The following is a 17,331-nucleotide window of genomic DNA, read 5'->3' as shown; positions in this document are numbered from 1 at the left end:
CTGTCCCCTTCCCTAACCTGCGTGCTTTGCCGTAGTTTGCGCCCCGACCCCGCCTCCTTCACGAAGCCTTAACGACGTGGCAAACGGTTCAACGCAGGTCGCCCCCGAGACTGCTGATGCAGCGCGCGGTGCGTGGAAGTCCAAGCTCGGGTTCGTCCTCGCCGCGAGCGGGTCGGCGATTGGGCTGGGCAACATCGTCTTCTTCGCCTCCAACGCCTACCAGTACGGCGGCGGCGCGTTCTACCTGCCGTACTTCGTCGCGCTCTTCGTGATCGGGATCCCAGTGATGATCATGGAGTTCTCGCTCGGCACGATGACCGGGCAGTCGTTCCCGATGGCGCTCGGCCGGCTCGTCGGCAAGAAAGGCGAAGTGATCGGGTGGTTCACGATGGCGAGCGCGCTCTTCATCACGATGTACTACATCACGATCCTCGGGTGGGCGCTCTCGATGCTCTTCGGCGCGATGGGCGGCCTGCTGACCGACCCAGCCGTAGCTCCCTTCGTGCCGTTCGCCGAGCCGAGTGACGGGCCGAGCGCGACGGCCTACTTCTTCGGGCTGATCGCCACGTGGAAGCCGATGCTGGCCGTCGCGACGATCTGGGCGCTGACGATCCTCATCCTCTGGCGCGGGACCTCCACGATCGAGTCGGCGGTGCGCATCTTCGTGCCGCTGATGTGGGGGTTCATGATCGTCCTCATCGTGCGTGGCCTCACGCTCGACGGCGGGACCGACGGCGTGCTCTACCTCTTCACCCCCAACCTCGACGGGATCAGCGACGTCAACGTCTGGCAGGGGGCGTTCGCGCAGATGTTCTTCTCGCTCTCGCTCGGGCTGGGCACGATGACGGCCTACGCGAGCTACCTCCCCAAAGACGCCGACCAGATCAACAACTCGCTCCTCGTCAGCTTCCTCAACTGCGGGTTCGAGTACATCGCCGGCGTGGCGATCTTTGCGATGCTGTTCGTCTTCGCGCTCAACCCGGCCGGCTCGACGCTCTCGCTCTCGTTCTTCGTGATCCCGCAGGGCATCGCGGCGTTCCCGTTCGGGGTGAAGCTCTTCGGGACGCTCTTCTTCTTCCTCGTCGTGATCGCCGGGCTGACGAGCGCGGTCTCGCTCGTCGAGGGGTTCGCCGCCTCGATCATCGACAAGCTGCACCTCTCGCGCACGACGGCGCTGACGACCGTCCTCGTCCCCGGCATCCTCGGGTCGCTCGTCTTTGCGCTCCCCCACGTCATCGACCCCGGCCTGACGGGCAACGGCACGCTCGGGCTGACGCTGCTCGACATCCTCGACCACTGGGCGTTCCGCTACGCGCTGATCTTCTCGGGCTTCATGCAGTGCATCCTCATCGGCTGGGTCTTCGGCGCGGACCGGCTGCGGCAGGCTGCGAACCGCTACTCGAAGTTCCACCTCGGGCCGTGGTTCAACTGGCTCATCAAGCTCGTCATTCCGGTCATGCTCGGCTACGTCCTCGTCGGGACCCTCATCGAGGACCTGACGCAGGAGGGCGGGCTCTACGGCTCGCTCTACGACCTGAGCGGCTTCGCGTGGCTGCCGACGGTCGTGCCCATCGTGTGGTTCGTCGGCTCCGTCGCGCTCGCTGCCTACCTCACCTTCGGCCGCCCCACCGAGCAAGCCCCCGTCGCCTGATGCGTGCCCTCTGTCTTCTCGCACTCCTGGCGCTCGCCGCACCCGCTGCGGCGCAGCCCATCACCCTGGCACCGGAGATTCCCGTGGCGAACCAGGAGCTGACCCTCCGCTTCGCCGCGCCGGTCGACACCGTCTTCGTGACTTACCGCCCGAACAGCGCCGTGGCGCAGCGCGACACGATCCGCGTCGGCGAGGCACAGTCGATGCGGTGGACGCCGAAGCGGGCCGGCGTGGTGCGGATCGGGCTGCCGGACGGGACGAGCCAGAACGTGTCGGTTCGCTTCGCCGCGACGCCGCTGGCCGGGGTCCTGGTGCTGCTCTTCGCCGGGCTGATCCTGTTCGGCGGGGCTACGTGGGCGATGCGGAAGCTCTTTTCTGAGGGCAGCCCTGGGTTCGACCCGAACGACCTGCCGGATACGTGATGGCGAGAAGTCGAGGGTCGGGAGTCCGAGGTCTCGTGGTCCTCGCCGTGTTGCTCGCGGGGCCGGCGCTGGCACAGTCGCCCGCTTCGCTGCAGGCGGCGGTGCTGCACGGAGAGGTCGTGCCAGGCGGAACCAGGGCGCAGCATGCTGCGCCCCTACGGGTCGTGTCGCCGGTCTGGGCACAGGGCGAACGCCGTTCGCCCCTACGGTTCTTGTCACCGTCTTCCCCCGCTCTCTCACACCCTCGCACGCTCACCCTCTCCGACACCACCCTCGCGGACCCGTGGTTCGGGCGCGACAAGGCGCTCCACGCGGCCGGCAGCTTTCTGCTGACGCTCAGCGCGCAGTACGTCCTCACGGCCAAGCTCAGCGCGGACGAGGGCACGGCAATTCCGATTGCGGCGGGCACCGCCTTCTCGCTCGGCCTAGCCAAAGAAGTCGCCGACAGCCGGCGGCCGGTCAACCCCCTTTTTAGCACGCGCGACCTCGTGGCCGACGCCGTCGGCGTCGCGCTTGCGGTGGGGCTGATTCTGCTGTGACTTACGGCGGCCGGGTTTGCCTCGGCCAGGGCAACCACGAGGGGTCGCCCCTACGGGGTTGGCGCGGCGCGCAGGGGCTGAGAGGGCGTTGCGAGACTTTCTCTGTCCCCTGTCTTCCGTCCTCTGTCTTCCGTCCCCTGTCCTCTGAACCTAAATTCACCGAACCGCATACCCCTCCGCGGGTTTACCTTGTGCCACTCCGCCCAGACCGTCTCCCTCGCCTAGACCGTCCGAGAGCATGAGCGTCCGCGACCACTGCGGGATCGTCGGCATCTTCAACCACCCGGAGGCCGCCCGGCTGACCTACTTCGGGCTGCACGCGCTCCAGCACCGAGGCCAGGAATCGGCCGGGATCGTGACGGCGACCTACGACGAGGTTCGCGGCCGCACCATGATGCCGGTCCACCGCGACTTCGGCCTCGTCCTCGATGTCTTCGACAAGAAGAACCTGTTCGAGGACGCTCTCCTCGGCGACCTCGCCATCGGACACACGCGCTACTCGACGAGTGGGGCCTCGGACAACCCGGCCAACATCCAGCCGTTCGTCGTTCACTACCAGGAGGGCAACCTCGCGCTGGCCCACAACGGCAACCTCTCGAACGCCCGCTCGATCCGCGAGGACCTCGTGGCGAAGGGGACGCTCTTCAACTCGTCCTCGGACTCGGAGCTCATCCTTCACCTCGTCGCCCAGAGCCGCGAGGACGGCCCGGTCGCCCGCATCATCGACGCGCTCCACCAGTGCCAGGGCGCGTTCTCGCTCGTCCTCCTGACCGACGACACCCTGATCGCCGTCCGCGACCCGAACGGGTTCCGCCCGCTCGCGCTCGGCCGGCTGGAGCACGCAGGCGGCGTCGCCTACTGCGTGGCGAGCGAGACCTGCGCCTTCGACATCATCGGGGCCGAGTACGTCCGCGACGTGGCCCCGGGCGAGATCCTCATCATCGACCGCGCCGGGATCGAGCGCGCCGAGCGCACCGGCGACCGGAGCGCCGAGGCCTTCCACGGCGTCTGCCTCCCGCGCCACCACGGCGTCAACCAGTGCGTCTTCGAGTACGTCTACTTCTCCCGGCCCGACTCGCGGATTTTCGGGACGATGGTCGACAAGGTCCGCCGCAAGATCGGCAAGGCGCTCGCGCACGACGCCCCGCCGCCGCACCGCAAGCACGGCGAGAAGCGCCCGATCGTGATCTCCGTCCCCGACTCGTCCAACACGGCCACGCTCGGCTACGTCACCGAGTGCCAGAAGCTCGGCTACGACGTGCGCTACGAGATCGGGCTGATCCGCAACCACTACGTCGGGCGCACCTTCATCTCGCCCGGCCAGAACGCCCGCGAGATGAAGGTGCGGACCAAGTTCAACCCCGTCGCCGGCCTCCTCAAGGACCGCGTCGTGGTGATGGTCGACGACTCGGTCGTGCGCGGGACGACGGCCAAGCAGCTCGTCAAGATGGTCCGCAACGCCGGGGCGAAGGAGGTCCACTTCCGCAGCGCCTCGCCGCCGGTGATCTCGCCGTGTTTCTACGGCATGGACTTCCCCTCGGAGCGCGAACTCCTCGCCAACCGGCACGACCGCGACGTGGAGCAGATGGGCGCGTGGCTCGGCGTCGAATCGCTCGCCTACGTGTCGGTGGAAGGCATGATGGAGGCCGTCCGCGAGGCGAGCGACAGCAACAGCACGGGCTACTGCAACGCCTGCTTCTCGTCGAACTACCCGATCCCCGTCGAGCGCGGCGTGGAGAAGGAAGAGAACGAGTGGTAGGCGGCACGTCGCTGCGTGCGGGTCTCTCTGGACCCACGGGCGCTTTTGTGCGTAGGTTAGACCCTGGCGGAGCCGCCCTCTAGCGGCCTGCGTCAGTTCCCCGTCTGTTCACCAATGCACCCCGCTACACCTTATGGCGAAGCAGCCACCGATCAAGCAAGAGGGCGTCGTCACCGAAGCCCTGCCCAACGCCCAGTTCCGCGTCGAGCTCGACAACGGGCACGAAATTCTCGGCCTCCTCTCCGGCAAGATGCGCAAGTTCTTTATCCGCATCCTCCCCGGCGACCGGGTCGACGTTGAGATGTCGCCCTACGACCTGACGAAGGGCCGGATCGTCTACCGGTACAAGTAGGCGCAGCCAGCGACTTCAGAGCGGCGCGCTAGCCCCTGACGAGGTCCGAGGCGAGTACCTCTTCCGGGATGCCCCACGCCGCGACGAGATCGACGGCGAGCGGACGCAGCCGGTGCAGAAGCGCGTTGACCTCGGTACGGATCGCTTTGGCGACTGTGCCCTCGAACACACCTTGCTCCAGGAACCAGCCTCGGTCCTGCTCGATGTGCCAGAGCGCGTAGAGCGTGCAGACGAGGTCCAGGACGGAGCGCAGGTGCTCGTCCTCGGTTGCGTCGACGGCCGCGCGGAAGCGGTCGTGGACGAGCCGCTCGGCATGGGCCGAAGCGAGCGTGAGGAGGTGATCCTGCACCTCGACGAAGGCGTCGAACGAGTCCATGCCCTGGTCCAGCCGGCGCTTCAGGCGGCGGGCGGCGGTGACGAGAAGCTGCCGCTCGCGGCGCTCGAAGAGGGCAGCGTGCCAGCCTGCGTCGTGGAGCTTGTCGGTGTCGCGGCGGGCGAGCGGGTTGATCTCGCCGAAGCGGGTCTCGGCAAGGTCGCGCACGTAGCGGAGCAGGCCCCACGCGTTGAGGTCCTCGAACTCCTGGCGGTAGCCCGCAAGGAGTCCCTTCGCCACCTGAAGCTGGAGGACCGTGTTGTCGCCCTCGAAGGTCGTGAAGATGTCGGAGTCGGCCTTGCGGGAGGCGATGCGGGAGGTCCAGCGGAAGCCCTCGCCGCCGCAGGCCTCGCGGGCCTCCTGGAGCGAGCGCGTGCCGTGCCACGAGGCCATCGCCTTGAGCGCCGCCGCCTCGGCCTCGGCCTCGCGCGTGTCCGCGCCCGGCGGCATCGCGGCGAAGCGCTCGGCGAGGTCGTGGAGCGCGAACGTCAGCCCGTAGCTCGTCGCGACGAGTGGGAGCAGGCGGCGCTGGTGGCTGAGGTAGTCGAGGATCGAGACCTCGTCCCCGCCAGCCGGGCCAAACTGCTTGCGGCGGTCGCCGTAGCGGACGGCAATCTCGAGCCCGCACTTCGCCGCCGAATTGGCCCCGGAGGCGACCGCGATCCGCCCGCCGACGAGCGTACCGAGCATCACGAAAAACCGCTTCGACGCGCTCGGGATCGGGCTGAGGTAGGTACCGTCCTCGCTTACCCGAGCGAACCGACTGAGGAGGTTCTCGCGCGGAATCCGCACGCCCGAGAACCACAGCCGCCCGTTGTCGACTCCGTTGAGGCCCATCTTGTGGCCCGAGTCGGCGATGCGGATGCCGGGCATCGGCTCGCCGTCGTCGCCCCGGATCGGGACGAGGAAGGCGTGGACGCCGAAGCCCTCGCCGTCGATCACGAGCTGGGCGAAGACCGTCGCCATCCGCCCGTGCTGGGCGGCGTTGCCGATCCACGCCTTGTGGTCGTGCTCGGCAGGCGTCTCGATCACCCACTCGTCGGCGTCGCGGTCGAGCGTGGCGGTCGTCTGGAGGTCGCGGACGTTCGAGCCGTGGCGGCGCTCGGTCATGGCAAAGCAGCCCGGAAGGTCGAGCGTACCGACGTCGGCCAGGTACTTTTTCTTCTGCGCCTCGCTGCCGAGTTGGTTGATACTCCCGCCGAAGAGCCCGAACTGCACCCCGAACTTGATAGCGAGGTCGAGGTCGTGAAACGAGATCGTCTCCAAAGCAGCGATGAAAGCGCCGATGTCCCCCTCACCACCAGCGTAGTCGGGAAAGGCGAGCGCGCCGATGCCTTGCTCGGCGAGGTGTTTCGTCCAGCCGAGCACGATCTCGCGGTAGGCCGGGTCGCCGATGTCGGGATCGGGGCGGCGGAACGCGTCGTCGCGGAGCAGCCGGAGGACGCGGCGGCGCAGGTCGGTGCGCGGCCCGTCGATGAGCCGGCTCATCCCGTCGATGTCGAACGACGGCGGCACGGCGACGACTGGCTCCGCGCTCGCCACTCCGTCACCCGACGGCGGCAGGGTCCGCTCGACGAGGTCGCGCACCACCTCGTGCCCGACGATCCCGAGTGCGGCTTCCATCTCTTCGAGCGCCCGGTGCGCCTCCGGCGTCGAGAACGTGACGCCTCCCTCCTCCCCGGCGAGCGTGGCAAGCTCGACGCCTAGCTCGGCGAGCGACTTCTCGTCGGCGTCGGGGATGTGGCGGGCGGCGCGGCGGATGGCGCGGACCCAGCCGAAGTAGGTCGTCGCGTCCGGCGGCTGCTGCGGGTCGAGCCAGCCGCAGAGCTGGTCTCGGTCGGCGTCGGAGAGCCAGTCCTGGGCGCGGACGCGCGCGCGAAGCGCCTCCATTTCCGACGGCACGAGTAGGCCGTCCGCCCACGCGACGTAGAGGAACGGGAGGACGGAAGCGGCACCCCGCGAGAGATCGGCGACGGGCGTATCAGAAGAGGCGGCGGAGGAAGGCATGGCAGCGTCGGTTGGAGTCTGCCGAGCCTACCGTTTCCTCCGCAAAAGGTTGCTCATTCGGGGCCGAGTTGCTTCTTCGCAAAGGCGAGTTTTCGATACTCTGCGGGACTCAGGTCCGCTCTCATCGGCTCGAATGCATCGACAACTGCGCGGTAATCTCTCGCTTCCCATGCTGCCCCAGCATGTGACCGCGCACTCTGCAACTGGATATCTCTCGTGTGCCGAGCGGCGGCATTCTGCTGGCCCTCCAGGAGCCGCTCGAAAGCATGCTCATCACCCTTCAAGAGTGAGACTGCACAACGGCGAACCCGCTCGGCCAGCATATCGACGACCCGCTCCACATTGTCATTTCGAGCCATCAGCCCTGGTGGAGCGCTGGCGGGGTCTAGGGTGCGTATGATATCACTCAGTGAAAGGCCGCGGCCTCCCGGATAGGCCTGATCGAGTCGGTGGAACCGGGCGTCGATCTCCCCTCTGTGATGAGTGACAGTCAGTCGCACCGCGTCTGATTCGAAGACGACTGCTGAGCCATCCGATGCTGACCTACTGAGGCCGTACTCGCTGGACACGAAAGCAAAAGAATCGAGTGCGGCTTCCACGAGACGCCGCTCAATTTCTCTCTGATGGCCAGGACTCATAGGTCGGTGCCTCTAGCTCACCCCCTCGCTCATGGCCAGCATCCGCTCGATGGGCCGGAGCGCGCGGAGCCGGGTCTCCTCGTCCATCGTGACTTCCGGGGCCTCATGCTTAAGGCAGAGGTAGAGCTTCTCGAGCGTGTTGAGCTTCATGTGCGGGCAGTCGTTGCACGCGCAGCCGTTCGAGGGCGGGGCTGCGATGAACGTCTTGTCGGGGTTGTCCTTCTGCATCTGGTGCAGGATGCCCGACTCCGTCGCCACGATAAATTTCTCGGCGTCGCTCTCGGTCGCAAAGCGGAGGATGGAGGAGGTCGAGCCGACGTGGTCGGCGTGCTGGAGGACAGCCTCCTCGCACTCGGGATGGGCGAGGACCGGAGCGCCGGGGTGGCGCGCCTTGAGGCGGACGATCTCCTGCTCGGAGAACACCTCGTGGACGATGCAGCTCCCGTCCCACAGCACCATGTCGCGCCCGATCTCCTTGCTGAGCCAGCGCCCGAGGTTGCGGTCCGGCGCGAAGATGATCGGCTGGTCTTTCGGGATCTGCCGGACGAGGTGCTCGGCGTTCGACGAGGTGCAGATGATATCGGTCTGCGCCTTGATCGCCGCGGTGCAGTTGATGTACGAGATGACGATGTGGTCCGGGTGCTCGGCCCGGAACGCGGCGAACTCGTCGGGCGGGCAGCTGTCGGCGAGCGAGCAGCCCGCGTTGAGGTCTGGCAGAATGACCTTCTTCTTGGGGTTCAGGATCTTCGCCGTCTCGGCCATGAAGTGCACCCCGGCGAAGACGATGATGTCGGCGTCGGTCCGGGCCGCCTCGCGGGCGAGGCCGAGCGAGTCGCCGATGAAGTCGGCGATGTCCTGTATCTCCGGCTCCTGGTAGTAGTGCCCCAGAAGCACGGCGTTCTTCTCGGCCTTCATGCGCTCGATCTCCTCGAAGAGGTCGAGCGTCGGGTCGATGGGCTCGCGGACGTATCCGGCCGACGCCAGCAAGTCGGCCAGCGCGTCGGGCGGGAGCACGTCGGGCGTGATTAGGTCGAGCGTTTCGGGCATCAGGATCTGGGCTGGGCAGAGGCTTCAGGTAGACAAACGGGTGATTCCCCCATGGGTTCTTCCCCGCTCAGGCACTCAGCAGACTTTGTACCGATCCTGCCCCTACCCCTCTGCGCGGCTTTTTTAGCGCCCGGCGTCTATCCGGCAGGACGCCTGCACGGCTCCGGCCTGCAGCAAACTGCCATTCCGTCAGGCCTCGTCCCGTGCCTGCCTCCCCTTCCACCTGGAGGATAAAATCCTCAGTCGACCCTGGCTCTCATAAACACGGACCGGAACGCGCTCCTGCTGCTCCAGGAGGCGACGGGTCTCCCGAGCACCCTCTTTGCCGCGTACTTCGCAGCAAACAGGGGCAGAGGGTCGCGGTAGAAATGATCGTAGCGCTCGATCTTCAGCACTGACATCTCCAGGCGGCGCATGGCAGTGACCAGGTGCTGCTCTCCGGCAAAGACCAGGTGGTCCGGTAGCAAGAGAGGGTCCGGGTAGTCTGCGTACTCGACATCGGCCCCGTTGCCGGTGACGAGTACCAGTTCGCCGCTCGGGGCCAGCATGTCCCTCAGCCTTCCGAGAAAAGCGATGGGGTCCGGCAGATGGGAGAAGACGTTGACGAGCGATATCACGTCATAGCCCTCGCCGACATCCTCCAACTGGTCGTCCGAAACGCTGAGCCCCTTGCGTCTACCTACATCGACTTTGGGCCGGCACGGGTCTATACCGGTGACCTCCGACCCGGGGTGAGACACCGCCTCCACTGCCGCTACCAATTCCCCGAACCCGCAACCGACGTCGAGCCAGCGCACCGGGCGCTGCGTGAGCCGACCATCTGGAAAGAGTGTGCCTAGACGCTCCTCGAACATCCTCACCTTCCTGCGGCTAAAGCCGCTGACGCTGACCGCGTCGTAGACGCCCCGCTCGGTTTGGTGGAGGCCCGTCTGCGAGGCTTCATCGATGGTAGCAAGGGAGGGTCTCGGGCTGACGTAGACGAACCGGCATGCACCGCAGCGCTGGGCTGTGTACCCATTGTCCTGAGCCCAGAGTACAGGCTCGTCGGCAGAGCACAGAGGGCACGAGACGCGCTCTGCGCTTGGCGGGACTGACGGCAAATCAAGATTCATGGCGAGCGTCGTCTTCGGAGCCCTCCGCTGAGAGGAGGTGGGGAAAATCGAAGGTCAGCCCAACCGGCCTTCGCGGAGGTTCAGCACGCGGTCGGCGCGGTCGGCGAGGGCGGGGTTGTGGGTGACGATCACGAACGCCTGCGTGCGCTCGCGGGCGAGGCGAACGATCTCGTCGTGGAGCAGCTCGGCGGTGTGGGTGTCGAGGTTGCCCGTCGGCTCGTCGGCGAGGACGAGCTTCGGCTTGTTCATGAGCGCGCGGGCGACAGCGACGCGCTGCTGCTCGCCGCCGGAGAGTTGGGCGGGCCTGTGGTCGGCGCGGGCTGCGAGACCGAGCATGGCCAACAGTTCCGTCGCACGAGGCTCCGCTTGCGCGACAGAGCGCCCCTGGATGAGCGACGGCATCGCCACGTTTTCGAGCGCCGAGAACTCTGGCAGCAGGTGGTGGAACTGGAAGACGAACCCGACTGAGCGGTTGCGGAAGTCGGCGAGGGCCTCGTCGTCCTGGGCGAAGATGTCGGCGCCGTCGTAGCGCACGGTGCCCGTCGTGGGCCGGTCGAGCGCGCCGAGGAGATGTAGCAGCGTGCTCTTCCCCGTCCCGCTCTCGCCGACGACGGCGACGACCTCGCCCGCCTCCACGCGGACCGACACGTCGCGCAGCACGTCGAGCGTCCCGGCTGCTGTCGGATAGCTCTTGCCGAGGCCGGCGGCCTCCAAGAGGGGGCGAGAGGGCGAGAGGGCGAGAGGGCGAGAGACCACCACCTCATCGGGGTGCCCTTCTTCCCCTCTTCCCTGCTTCCGCTCTTCCACGCCTAATCCTCGCGCTCGATGCCGTACTTGTTGAGCTTGTTGTAGAGGTGCGAGCGCTGGATGCCGATCTCCTCGGCCGTCTTCGAGACGTTCCAGTCGAACTCCTCCAGCTTGCGCTCGATGAACAGCCTCTCGGCCTGGTCGCGGAAGTCGGCGAACTGGTCGTACTGGTTCATCAGCCCGACGAGGGGGTCCTGGCCGGCCCCGCCGGGGCGGACGTACTGCTCCACGTCGCGCTCGGTCACCTCGTCGCCGTCGCTCAGGATGAGCAGGCGCTCGACGACGTTGTAGAGTTCGCGGACGTTGCCGCGCCACTCGTAGCCCTGGAGCCGGCTGAGCGCGGCGTCGGAAAAGGCTTTGGCCGGCAGCCCGTTGCGGCTCGTGACGTGGCTGAGGATGAACGAGGCGATGAGCGGGATGTCCGTGCGGCGCTCGCGCAGCGGCGGGACGTGGACGAGGATCACCGAGAGCCGGTGGTAGAGGTCCTCGCGGAAAGCCCGCGCCTCGACCTCTTCGAGGAGGTTCTTGTTGGTCGCCGCCACGATGCGCACGTTCACGTCGATCGCCCGGTCGCCGCCGACGCGCGTGATCTTGTTCTCCTGGAGCGCGCGGAGCACCTTCGCCTGGGCCGAGAGCGACATGTCGCCGATCTCGTCGAGGAAGAGCGTCCCGCCGTCGGCCTGCTCGAACTTGCCGATGCGCTGCTTGGTGGCCCCGGTGAAGCTCCCCTTCTCGTGCCCGAACAACTCGGACTCGATCAACTCGCTCGGAATCGCGGCGCAGTTGACCTCGACGAGCGGGCCGCCGGCGCGGTGCGAGTGGTGGTGGACCCACCGGGCGACGAGTTCTTTCCCGGTCCCCGGCTCGCCGGTGATGAGGACGCGCGCCTCGGTCGGGGCGACGCGCTCGACGGTCGACTTGATGGTACCGATGGCGGCGCTCTCGCCGACAATAGGTGTCAGGTCCGACTGTCCGGCGTCGACGAGCACCTGGCGCATGCGCTGGTTCTCGGTCTGGAGCGAGCCGCGCTCCAGGGCACCGCGGACGGAGACGAGGAGGCGGTTCAGGTCCGGCGGCTTCTCGATGAAGTCCGTCGCCCCGAGCCGCGTCGCCTCGACGGCCGTCTCGACGTTCCCGTGCCCGGAGATCATGATGATCGGGACGCCCGCCTCGGCCTCGCCGAGCGCTTCGAGGACCTCGAGCCCGTCGCGCTTGGGCATCTTGATGTCGAGCAGGACGAGGTCGAACTTCCCGCTCCGGGCCTGCTCGAAGGCGTCGTCGCCGTCCACGGCCTCGCCGATCTCGTGGCCCTCGTACTCGAGGATGTCGCGCAGGGTGCGGCGAATGCTCGGCTCGTCGTCAGCGATGAGGATGGCGGGCATGGCGGGAGGGGCGCGTTACGAGTGCCGAGGTCCTGTTGGGTGGTGAATGATAACCATTCGGCACGCGCCCTTCGTCACTCGCCGTTCTCCAGCGCGTCGAGGCGGGCGGTGTAGACCGCGAGGTCGGCCGCCTCGGGGGCGTTGTCGTAGTCCTCGGCGATGGCCTCGTAGGCCGCGCGCGCCGCGCCGTAGTCGCCGGCCGCCTCGAAGTTGCGCGCCGCGTCGAGGTAGTACGCCGGGGCGGTCGCTGCGCTCTCGTAGGCCCGAGCCGCGCGGCGGTAGAGGTTGCCCGCCCCGCCGTGGTCGCCGTTGATCTCGGCGATGGCGGCCTGGCCGGCGAGGGCGCTCGCCCCGAGGAGGTCGGCCCCGTTGTAGTCGGCGTACATCGCGGCGGCCTCGTCGTAGCGGCCGAGCTCGAAGAGCGCGCCGGCGGCGTAGAACCGGGCGAGGTTGCCGGCCTCGGTCGAGGCGTAGTCATCGGCGATGTCGAGCAGGCCCAGCGCCTCCGGCGTGCCGTCGAGCGCTTCCTGGAAAGAGCCGCTCTCGTAGGCCGGCAGGATGGCCCCGAGGACGTCGTCGGCGCGGTCGCTCTGGCCGCCCTGGTAGAGCGTGAAGCCGAGCACGCCGAGGAAGATGACGACGATGCCTGCGGCAGCAGCGATGAGCAGCCCCTTATTGTCCTCAGCCATCGTCATCGTCCGCGCGTAGGCGGTAATGACCTTGTCTTCGCGAAGCTCCTGGCGGCGGCTGACAGGCTTCGGGGGTTTGAGCATCGAGGACATAGGGAGCACAGGCTGGGAGCGGCCGGGCCGCGAGGTTGCGGAAACGTGAGCGAGGCTTCAGGCGGAAGCGAGGTCGCAAAGATAGGAGCCGCTCGTCCCGGTTGCCGCCGCGCAGGGCCTTTTTGCGGTGTTTTCACTACCTCCCGGAGACCCCGATGCTAGGTTCCTCGGCACGTATTTCCGAAGCGGCTCCCACCGCCTTCGCTCACCCAAGCCCCTCTCTCCCCTTATGGCGACCAAGATCGGAATCAACGGATTTGGCCGGATCGGCCGTCTCGTCTTTCGCTCCATCCTCGAACGCTCCAAAGCCGGCCACCTGAGCTACGACATCGTCGCGGTCAACGACCTGACCGACGCCGAGACGCTGGCCCACCTGTTCAAGTACGACTCGGTCCACGGCGTCTACCCCGGCGAGGTCAAGGTCGACGGCAACCACCTCGTCGTCGACGGCGACCGCTTCCAGGTCTTCTCCGAGCGCGACCCGTCGGCCCTCCCGTGGGGCAACCTCGGAGCCGAGGTCGTGGTCGAGTCGACCGGTGCCTTCCGCACGCGCGAGAAGGCGGCGCTCCACCTCGCGGGGGGCGCGAAGAAGGTCGTCATCTCCGCTCCGGCCTCGGGCGCGGTCGACGCGACCGTCGTGCTCGGCGTCAACGACGACGAGTTGGCCGGCGACGAGGAGATCGTCTCGAACGCGAGCTGCACCACCAACTGCCTCGCGCCGATGGTGAAGGTCCTCGACGACGCGTTCGGCGTCGAGCAGGGCTTCATGACCACGATCCACGCCTACACGGCCGACCAGAACATCCAGGACGCCCCGCACAAGGACCTCCGCCGCGCCCGCGCCGCCGCCATCAACATGGTCCCGACGACGACCGGTGCCGCCAAAGCCGTCGGCCTCGTCCTGCCGTCGCTCAAGGGCAAGCTCGACGGCTTCGCCGTCCGCGTCCCGACCCCCGACGGCTCCCTGACCGACCTCTCGGCGATCCTCAAGACCGACGCCTCGGCCGACGCCATCAACGCTGCGTTCGAGAAGGCCGCCTCCGGGCCGCTCCAGGGCATCCTCGAGTACTCGACCGCGCCGCTGGTCTCCTCCGACATCGTCCACAACCCGCACTCGTGCATCTTCGACGCGCCGTCGACGATGGCGCACGGCCGGATGGTGAAGGTCGTCGGCTGGTACGACAACGAGTGGGGCTACGCGAGCCGGACCGTCGACCTCATCGGCAAGCTGATGAAAGGCTGATCATTCACCGATTGGGTGATTGGGTGATTCGCTGATTGACTGTCAATCGCCCAATCAGTCAATCAGCCAATCACCCAATGGCAAAGCTCACCCTCGACGCCCTCGACTTCGCGGGCCGGCGCGTGCTCGTCCGCGTGGACTTCAACGTCCCGCTCGATGGAGACGGCGACGCCGTCACGATCACCGACGACACGCGCATCCGCGCCGCGCTCCCGACGATCCGCACCATCACCGGCGACGGCGGCACGGCGATCCTGATGAGCCACCTCGGCCGGCCGAAGGGCGCGCCCGATCCGGCCTACTCGCTCCGGCCCGTCGCGGACCACCTCGCAGGCCTGATCGACGTGCCGGTGGCGTTCTCCGAATCGACCGTCGGCGACGAGGCAGAGCGGGTGATCGCGGAGGCGTCGCGAGGGTCGGTGGTGCTCCTCGAAAACACGCGCTTTCATGCGGGCGAGACCGCCAACGACGCCGACTTTGCGAAGCAGCTCGCCGCGCTCGGCGAGGTCTATGTCAACGACGCCTTTGGCGCAGCGCACCGGGCGCACGCCTCGACGGTCGGGGTGACGGAGCACGTCGGGCAGTCGGCGATGGGCACCCTGCTCCAGCGCGAGGTCGAGGCGCTCGGCGCGGCGCTCGGCGACCCCGAGCGGCCGTTCGTCGCCGTCCTCGGCGGGGCGAAGGTGTCGGACAAGATCGGCGTGATCCGGGCGCTGCTTGGCAGCGTCGACCGCCTGCTGATCGGCGGGGCGATGAGCTACACGTTCCTCAAAGCCCTCGGCCACGATGTCGGCGACTCGAAGGTCGAAGACGACCGGCTCGACGAGGCGTTCGCGATGTACGACGGCGCGCGCGACCAGATCGTCCTCCCCGCTGACCACGTCGTCGCGGGCGCCTTCGACAACGACGCCCCGCGGCGCGTCGTGACCGGCGAGATCCGCGACGGGATGGCGCTCGACATCGGGCCGAGCACGCGGGCGCAGTACCGAAGCATTCTGAAGGGCGCGAAGACGATCCTCTGGAACGGCCCGATGGGCGTCTTCGAGATGTCGAACTTCGCCGACGGCACAAACGCCGTGGCCGAGGCGATTGTCGAGGCGACCGAGGCCAACGGCGCGCTCTCGCTCGTCGGCGGCGGCGACTCCGTGGCGGCCGTCACGCAGGGCGGCTACGCCGACGCCGTCAGCCACGTCTCGACCGGCGGCGGCGCGATGCTGGAGTTCATCGAGGGCGACGAGCTCCCCGGTATCGCCGCGCTATCGGATAGATAGAGTCCGGCATTGCTATTCACAAAAATGGCTAACCCGGACATCGTCGAGCGCCTACGAGATACACTTGCCCAACAGGAAGCTGGGGCGTGCTCGCTCGGTGATCTAGTTTTGATTCTCGAATTCAATGTCGAAGCGCTGGAGGGCTTGCCTTTCACGCTATACAAGCGGTTCAAGCAAGTCGAACACGACCTCCTCCAAGCTCATTGGGCCGAAGAAGAGGGCCTGGTTTCAGAACCAGCGCCAGTCATAGAGGAACTCAGGTCCCGTCTTTCAGAGGTAATTCGCTGAACCTTACCCTTTCGGACACCGAACGCAGCCCCATGCAAGACACCACCACTGTCATCACCGAGGACGCTGACGCGTCAGACGCGCTCACCCTCGCAGACCTGACCGGAGCCGAGTTCTGGCTCGCCCTCGGCGTCACCGCGCTCCGTGTCGTGATCATCCTCGCGGTCGCGCTGTTCATCATTGGGCTGGTGCGGAAGCTGATGCTGCGCTGGCGCAAAGAGACCGAGGACCTCCCGGCGATTGACCCGCGCCGGCAGCGAGCCTTCACGGTCTCGAACCTCATCATGTCGGCGACGCGCTACGTCGTCTGGACGATGGCGTCGATCACGGTCCTCTCCGAGATCGGCCTCGACATCGGGCCACTCCTGGCCGGGGCGGGCATCGCGGGCCTCGCGATTGGCTTCGGCGCGCAGACGCTGGTCAAGGACGTCATCTCCGGCGTCTTCCTCCTGTTCGACGACATCATCCACGTCGGCGACCTCGTCGTGGTCGGCCCGACGACCGGGACCGTCGAGGCGATCAGCCTGCGGCTCGTCAAGATCCGCAAGTTCGACGGCGAGCTCGTGATGATCCCAGCGGGCGACCTCCGGGCGTTCGGCAACAAGAGCGTCGGGTTCGCCCGCGTGGTGGTGCCGGTCGGGGTGTCGTACGAGCAAGACCTGGACGAAATCCTGGACGCCCTCAACGAGGTCGCGCAGGAGTGGGCGGCGAAGGAGGGCAACAAGGAGATCATGCTCGAAGAAGCGCCGACCGTGCAGGCGGTGACCAGTCTCGGCGATTCGTCGGTGGAGGCGCGGATCATCGTGCAGGTCATCCCCGGCGAGCAGTTCCCGGCGGAGCGCGCCCTCCGCGCCCTCATCAAGCGGCGCTTCGACGAGCAGGGCATCGAGATTCCGTTCCCGCGCCGGACGGTCTACGTCCGCAACGAGACCGAGCTTCCGGCCCGCTCGTTCAAGCAGGCGGCTCCGGACGTGACCGACGGGGTGGCGGAAGACGAAGCGTGAGGAACGCGGGGCGGGGGCTACCCATATGCTTCCCTCCTCTCTCGTTTCTCTCATCTCACCTCTTCTTCCGATGGACATCAACACCCTGAAGGACCTCTACATCGAGCAGCTCCGCGACCTCCACAGCGCCGAGAGCCAGGTCGAGGCCGTCGCTCCAGCCATCATTGACGCGGCCACGAACGAGACGCTTAAGACGGCTATTCGCCATCACCACCAGGCGGCGCAGCAGCGCCAGCAGCAGATCAAGGCCATCGTCGAGAAGCACGGCGCGAAGGCGACTGGCCACAAGTGCAAGGGCATGGAGGGCCTCATCAAAGAGGCCAAGGACATGGTCGGCGAGCACGACGACGCCCCCGGGGCCGTGCTCGACGCGGGCATCATCACGCACGCCCAGCGCATGCTCCACTACGAGCTGGCGGGCTTCGGGACGGTCAACACCTACGCGCAAGAGCTCGGCGACGACGCGAGCTTCTTTCAGGAGGTGCTCGACCAGACCTACGACGCCGACCGGACGCTGACCGACCTCGCGGCGAACACGATCAACCCGAAGGCCGAGGCCTGACCGGCTCGGCAGCAGAGTCTCGCAGGCGGGGGTGCGGCAAGCCGCGCCTCCGCCTTGCTGGTTTGCGGCGCGGCGGCGTAACCTCGGCACCG

Annotated in this window: 15 protein-coding genes; 9 read left to right on the top strand and 6 right to left on the bottom strand. The window is 67.3% G+C overall.

All coding sequences use genetic code 11. The annotated features are described in order from the left end of the window. The first annotated feature begins 76 nt into the window (after nt 1-76). From AAGI91_03865 to infA, 5 genes are all read left to right on the top strand, one after another. Nucleotides 77-1,651, top strand: coding sequence for a sodium-dependent transporter (locus tag AAGI91_03865; GenBank protein ID MEM1041745.1), 1,575 nt, complete (start codon nt 77-79; stop codon nt 1,649-1,651). Beyond that, the gene (locus AAGI91_03860) at nt 1,651-2,073 is read left to right on the top strand and encodes a hypothetical protein (GenBank protein ID MEM1041744.1); all 423 of its coding nucleotides are present in this window, start codon (nt 1,651-1,653) and stop codon (nt 2,071-2,073) included. The genes AAGI91_03865 and AAGI91_03860 overlap by 1 nt, the downstream gene beginning before the upstream one ends. Before the next feature lie 212 nt (nt 2,074-2,285). Beyond that, a complete protein-coding gene (locus tag AAGI91_03855) occupies nt 2,286-2,612 on the top strand; it encodes a hypothetical protein (protein ID MEM1041743.1) in 327 nt (108 codons plus the stop codon). Between the two features lie 238 nt (nt 2,613-2,850). Next, entirely contained in the window at nt 2,851-4,371 is a 1,521-nt protein-coding gene (gene purF / locus AAGI91_03850) for an amidophosphoribosyltransferase (GenBank protein ID MEM1041742.1), read from the top strand. A 133-nt stretch (nt 4,372-4,504) separates the two neighbouring features. Next, complete coding sequence (gene infA, locus AAGI91_03845) at nt 4,505-4,723, top strand: translation initiation factor IF-1 (GenBank protein ID MEM1041741.1); 219 nt, start codon at nt 4,505-4,507, stop codon at nt 4,721-4,723. A 28-nt stretch (nt 4,724-4,751) separates the two neighbouring features. On the opposite strand, the gene AAGI91_03840 is transcribed toward infA, so the two are convergent. The 6 genes from AAGI91_03840 to AAGI91_03815 all read right to left on the bottom strand — a co-directional run bounded on the left by AAGI91_03840 (nt 4,752) and on the right by AAGI91_03815 (nt 12,862). Continuing rightward, the gene (locus tag AAGI91_03840) at nt 4,752-7,103 is read right to left on the bottom strand and encodes an acyl-CoA dehydrogenase (GenBank protein MEM1041740.1); all 2,352 of its coding nucleotides are present in this window, start codon (nt 7,101-7,103) and stop codon (nt 4,752-4,754) included. A 650-nt stretch (nt 7,104-7,753) separates the two neighbouring features. Next, nucleotides 7,754-8,788, bottom strand: coding sequence for a quinolinate synthase NadA (gene nadA, locus AAGI91_03835; GenBank protein ID MEM1041739.1), 1,035 nt, complete (start codon nt 8,786-8,788; stop codon nt 7,754-7,756). Between the two features lie 239 nt (nt 8,789-9,027). Continuing rightward, nucleotides 9,028-9,900: a class I SAM-dependent methyltransferase gene (locus tag AAGI91_03830; GenBank protein ID MEM1041738.1), complete on the bottom strand. Its 873-nt coding sequence runs from the start codon at nt 9,898-9,900 to the stop codon at nt 9,028-9,030. 54 nt (nt 9,901-9,954) lie between these two features. Beyond that, nucleotides 9,955-10,614: an ABC transporter ATP-binding protein gene (locus AAGI91_03825; GenBank protein MEM1041737.1), complete on the bottom strand. Its 660-nt coding sequence runs from the start codon at nt 10,612-10,614 to the stop codon at nt 9,955-9,957. A 95-nt stretch (nt 10,615-10,709) separates the two neighbouring features. Beyond that, a complete protein-coding gene (locus AAGI91_03820; GenBank protein MEM1041736.1) occupies nt 10,710-12,089 on the bottom strand; it encodes a sigma-54 dependent transcriptional regulator in 1,380 nt (459 codons plus the stop codon). 74 nt (nt 12,090-12,163) lie between these two features. Beyond that, on the bottom strand, nt 12,164-12,862 hold the full coding sequence (locus tag AAGI91_03815) for a hypothetical protein (protein ID MEM1041735.1): 699 nt from the start codon (nt 12,860-12,862) through the stop codon (nt 12,164-12,166). Nucleotides 12,863-13,100: 238 nt separating this feature from the next. On the opposite strand from AAGI91_03815, the gene gap reads away from it, so the two are divergent. From gap to AAGI91_03795, 4 genes are all read left to right on the top strand, one after another. Continuing rightward, nucleotides 13,101-14,114, top strand: a complete 1,014-nt coding sequence (gene gap, locus AAGI91_03810; protein MEM1041734.1) for a type I glyceraldehyde-3-phosphate dehydrogenase — start codon at nt 13,101-13,103, stop codon at nt 14,112-14,114. Between the two features lie 77 nt (nt 14,115-14,191). Further along, a complete protein-coding gene (locus tag AAGI91_03805) occupies nt 14,192-15,385 on the top strand; it encodes a phosphoglycerate kinase (protein MEM1041733.1) in 1,194 nt (397 codons plus the stop codon). Between the two features lie 320 nt (nt 15,386-15,705). Next, entirely contained in the window at nt 15,706-16,677 is a 972-nt protein-coding gene (locus AAGI91_03800) for a mechanosensitive ion channel family protein (protein ID MEM1041732.1), read from the top strand. Between the two features lie 70 nt (nt 16,678-16,747). After that, entirely contained in the window at nt 16,748-17,239 is a 492-nt protein-coding gene (locus AAGI91_03795) for a DUF892 family protein (GenBank protein MEM1041731.1), read from the top strand. The last annotated feature ends 92 nt before the right edge of the window (nt 17,240-17,331 follow it).

The organism is Bacteroidota bacterium (assembly GCA_038746285.1).
In the GTDB taxonomy this organism is placed as follows: domain Bacteria; phylum Bacteroidota; class Rhodothermia; order Rhodothermales; family JANQRZ01; genus JANQRZ01.
This window is presented reverse-complemented; position numbering and strand designations above follow the sequence as displayed.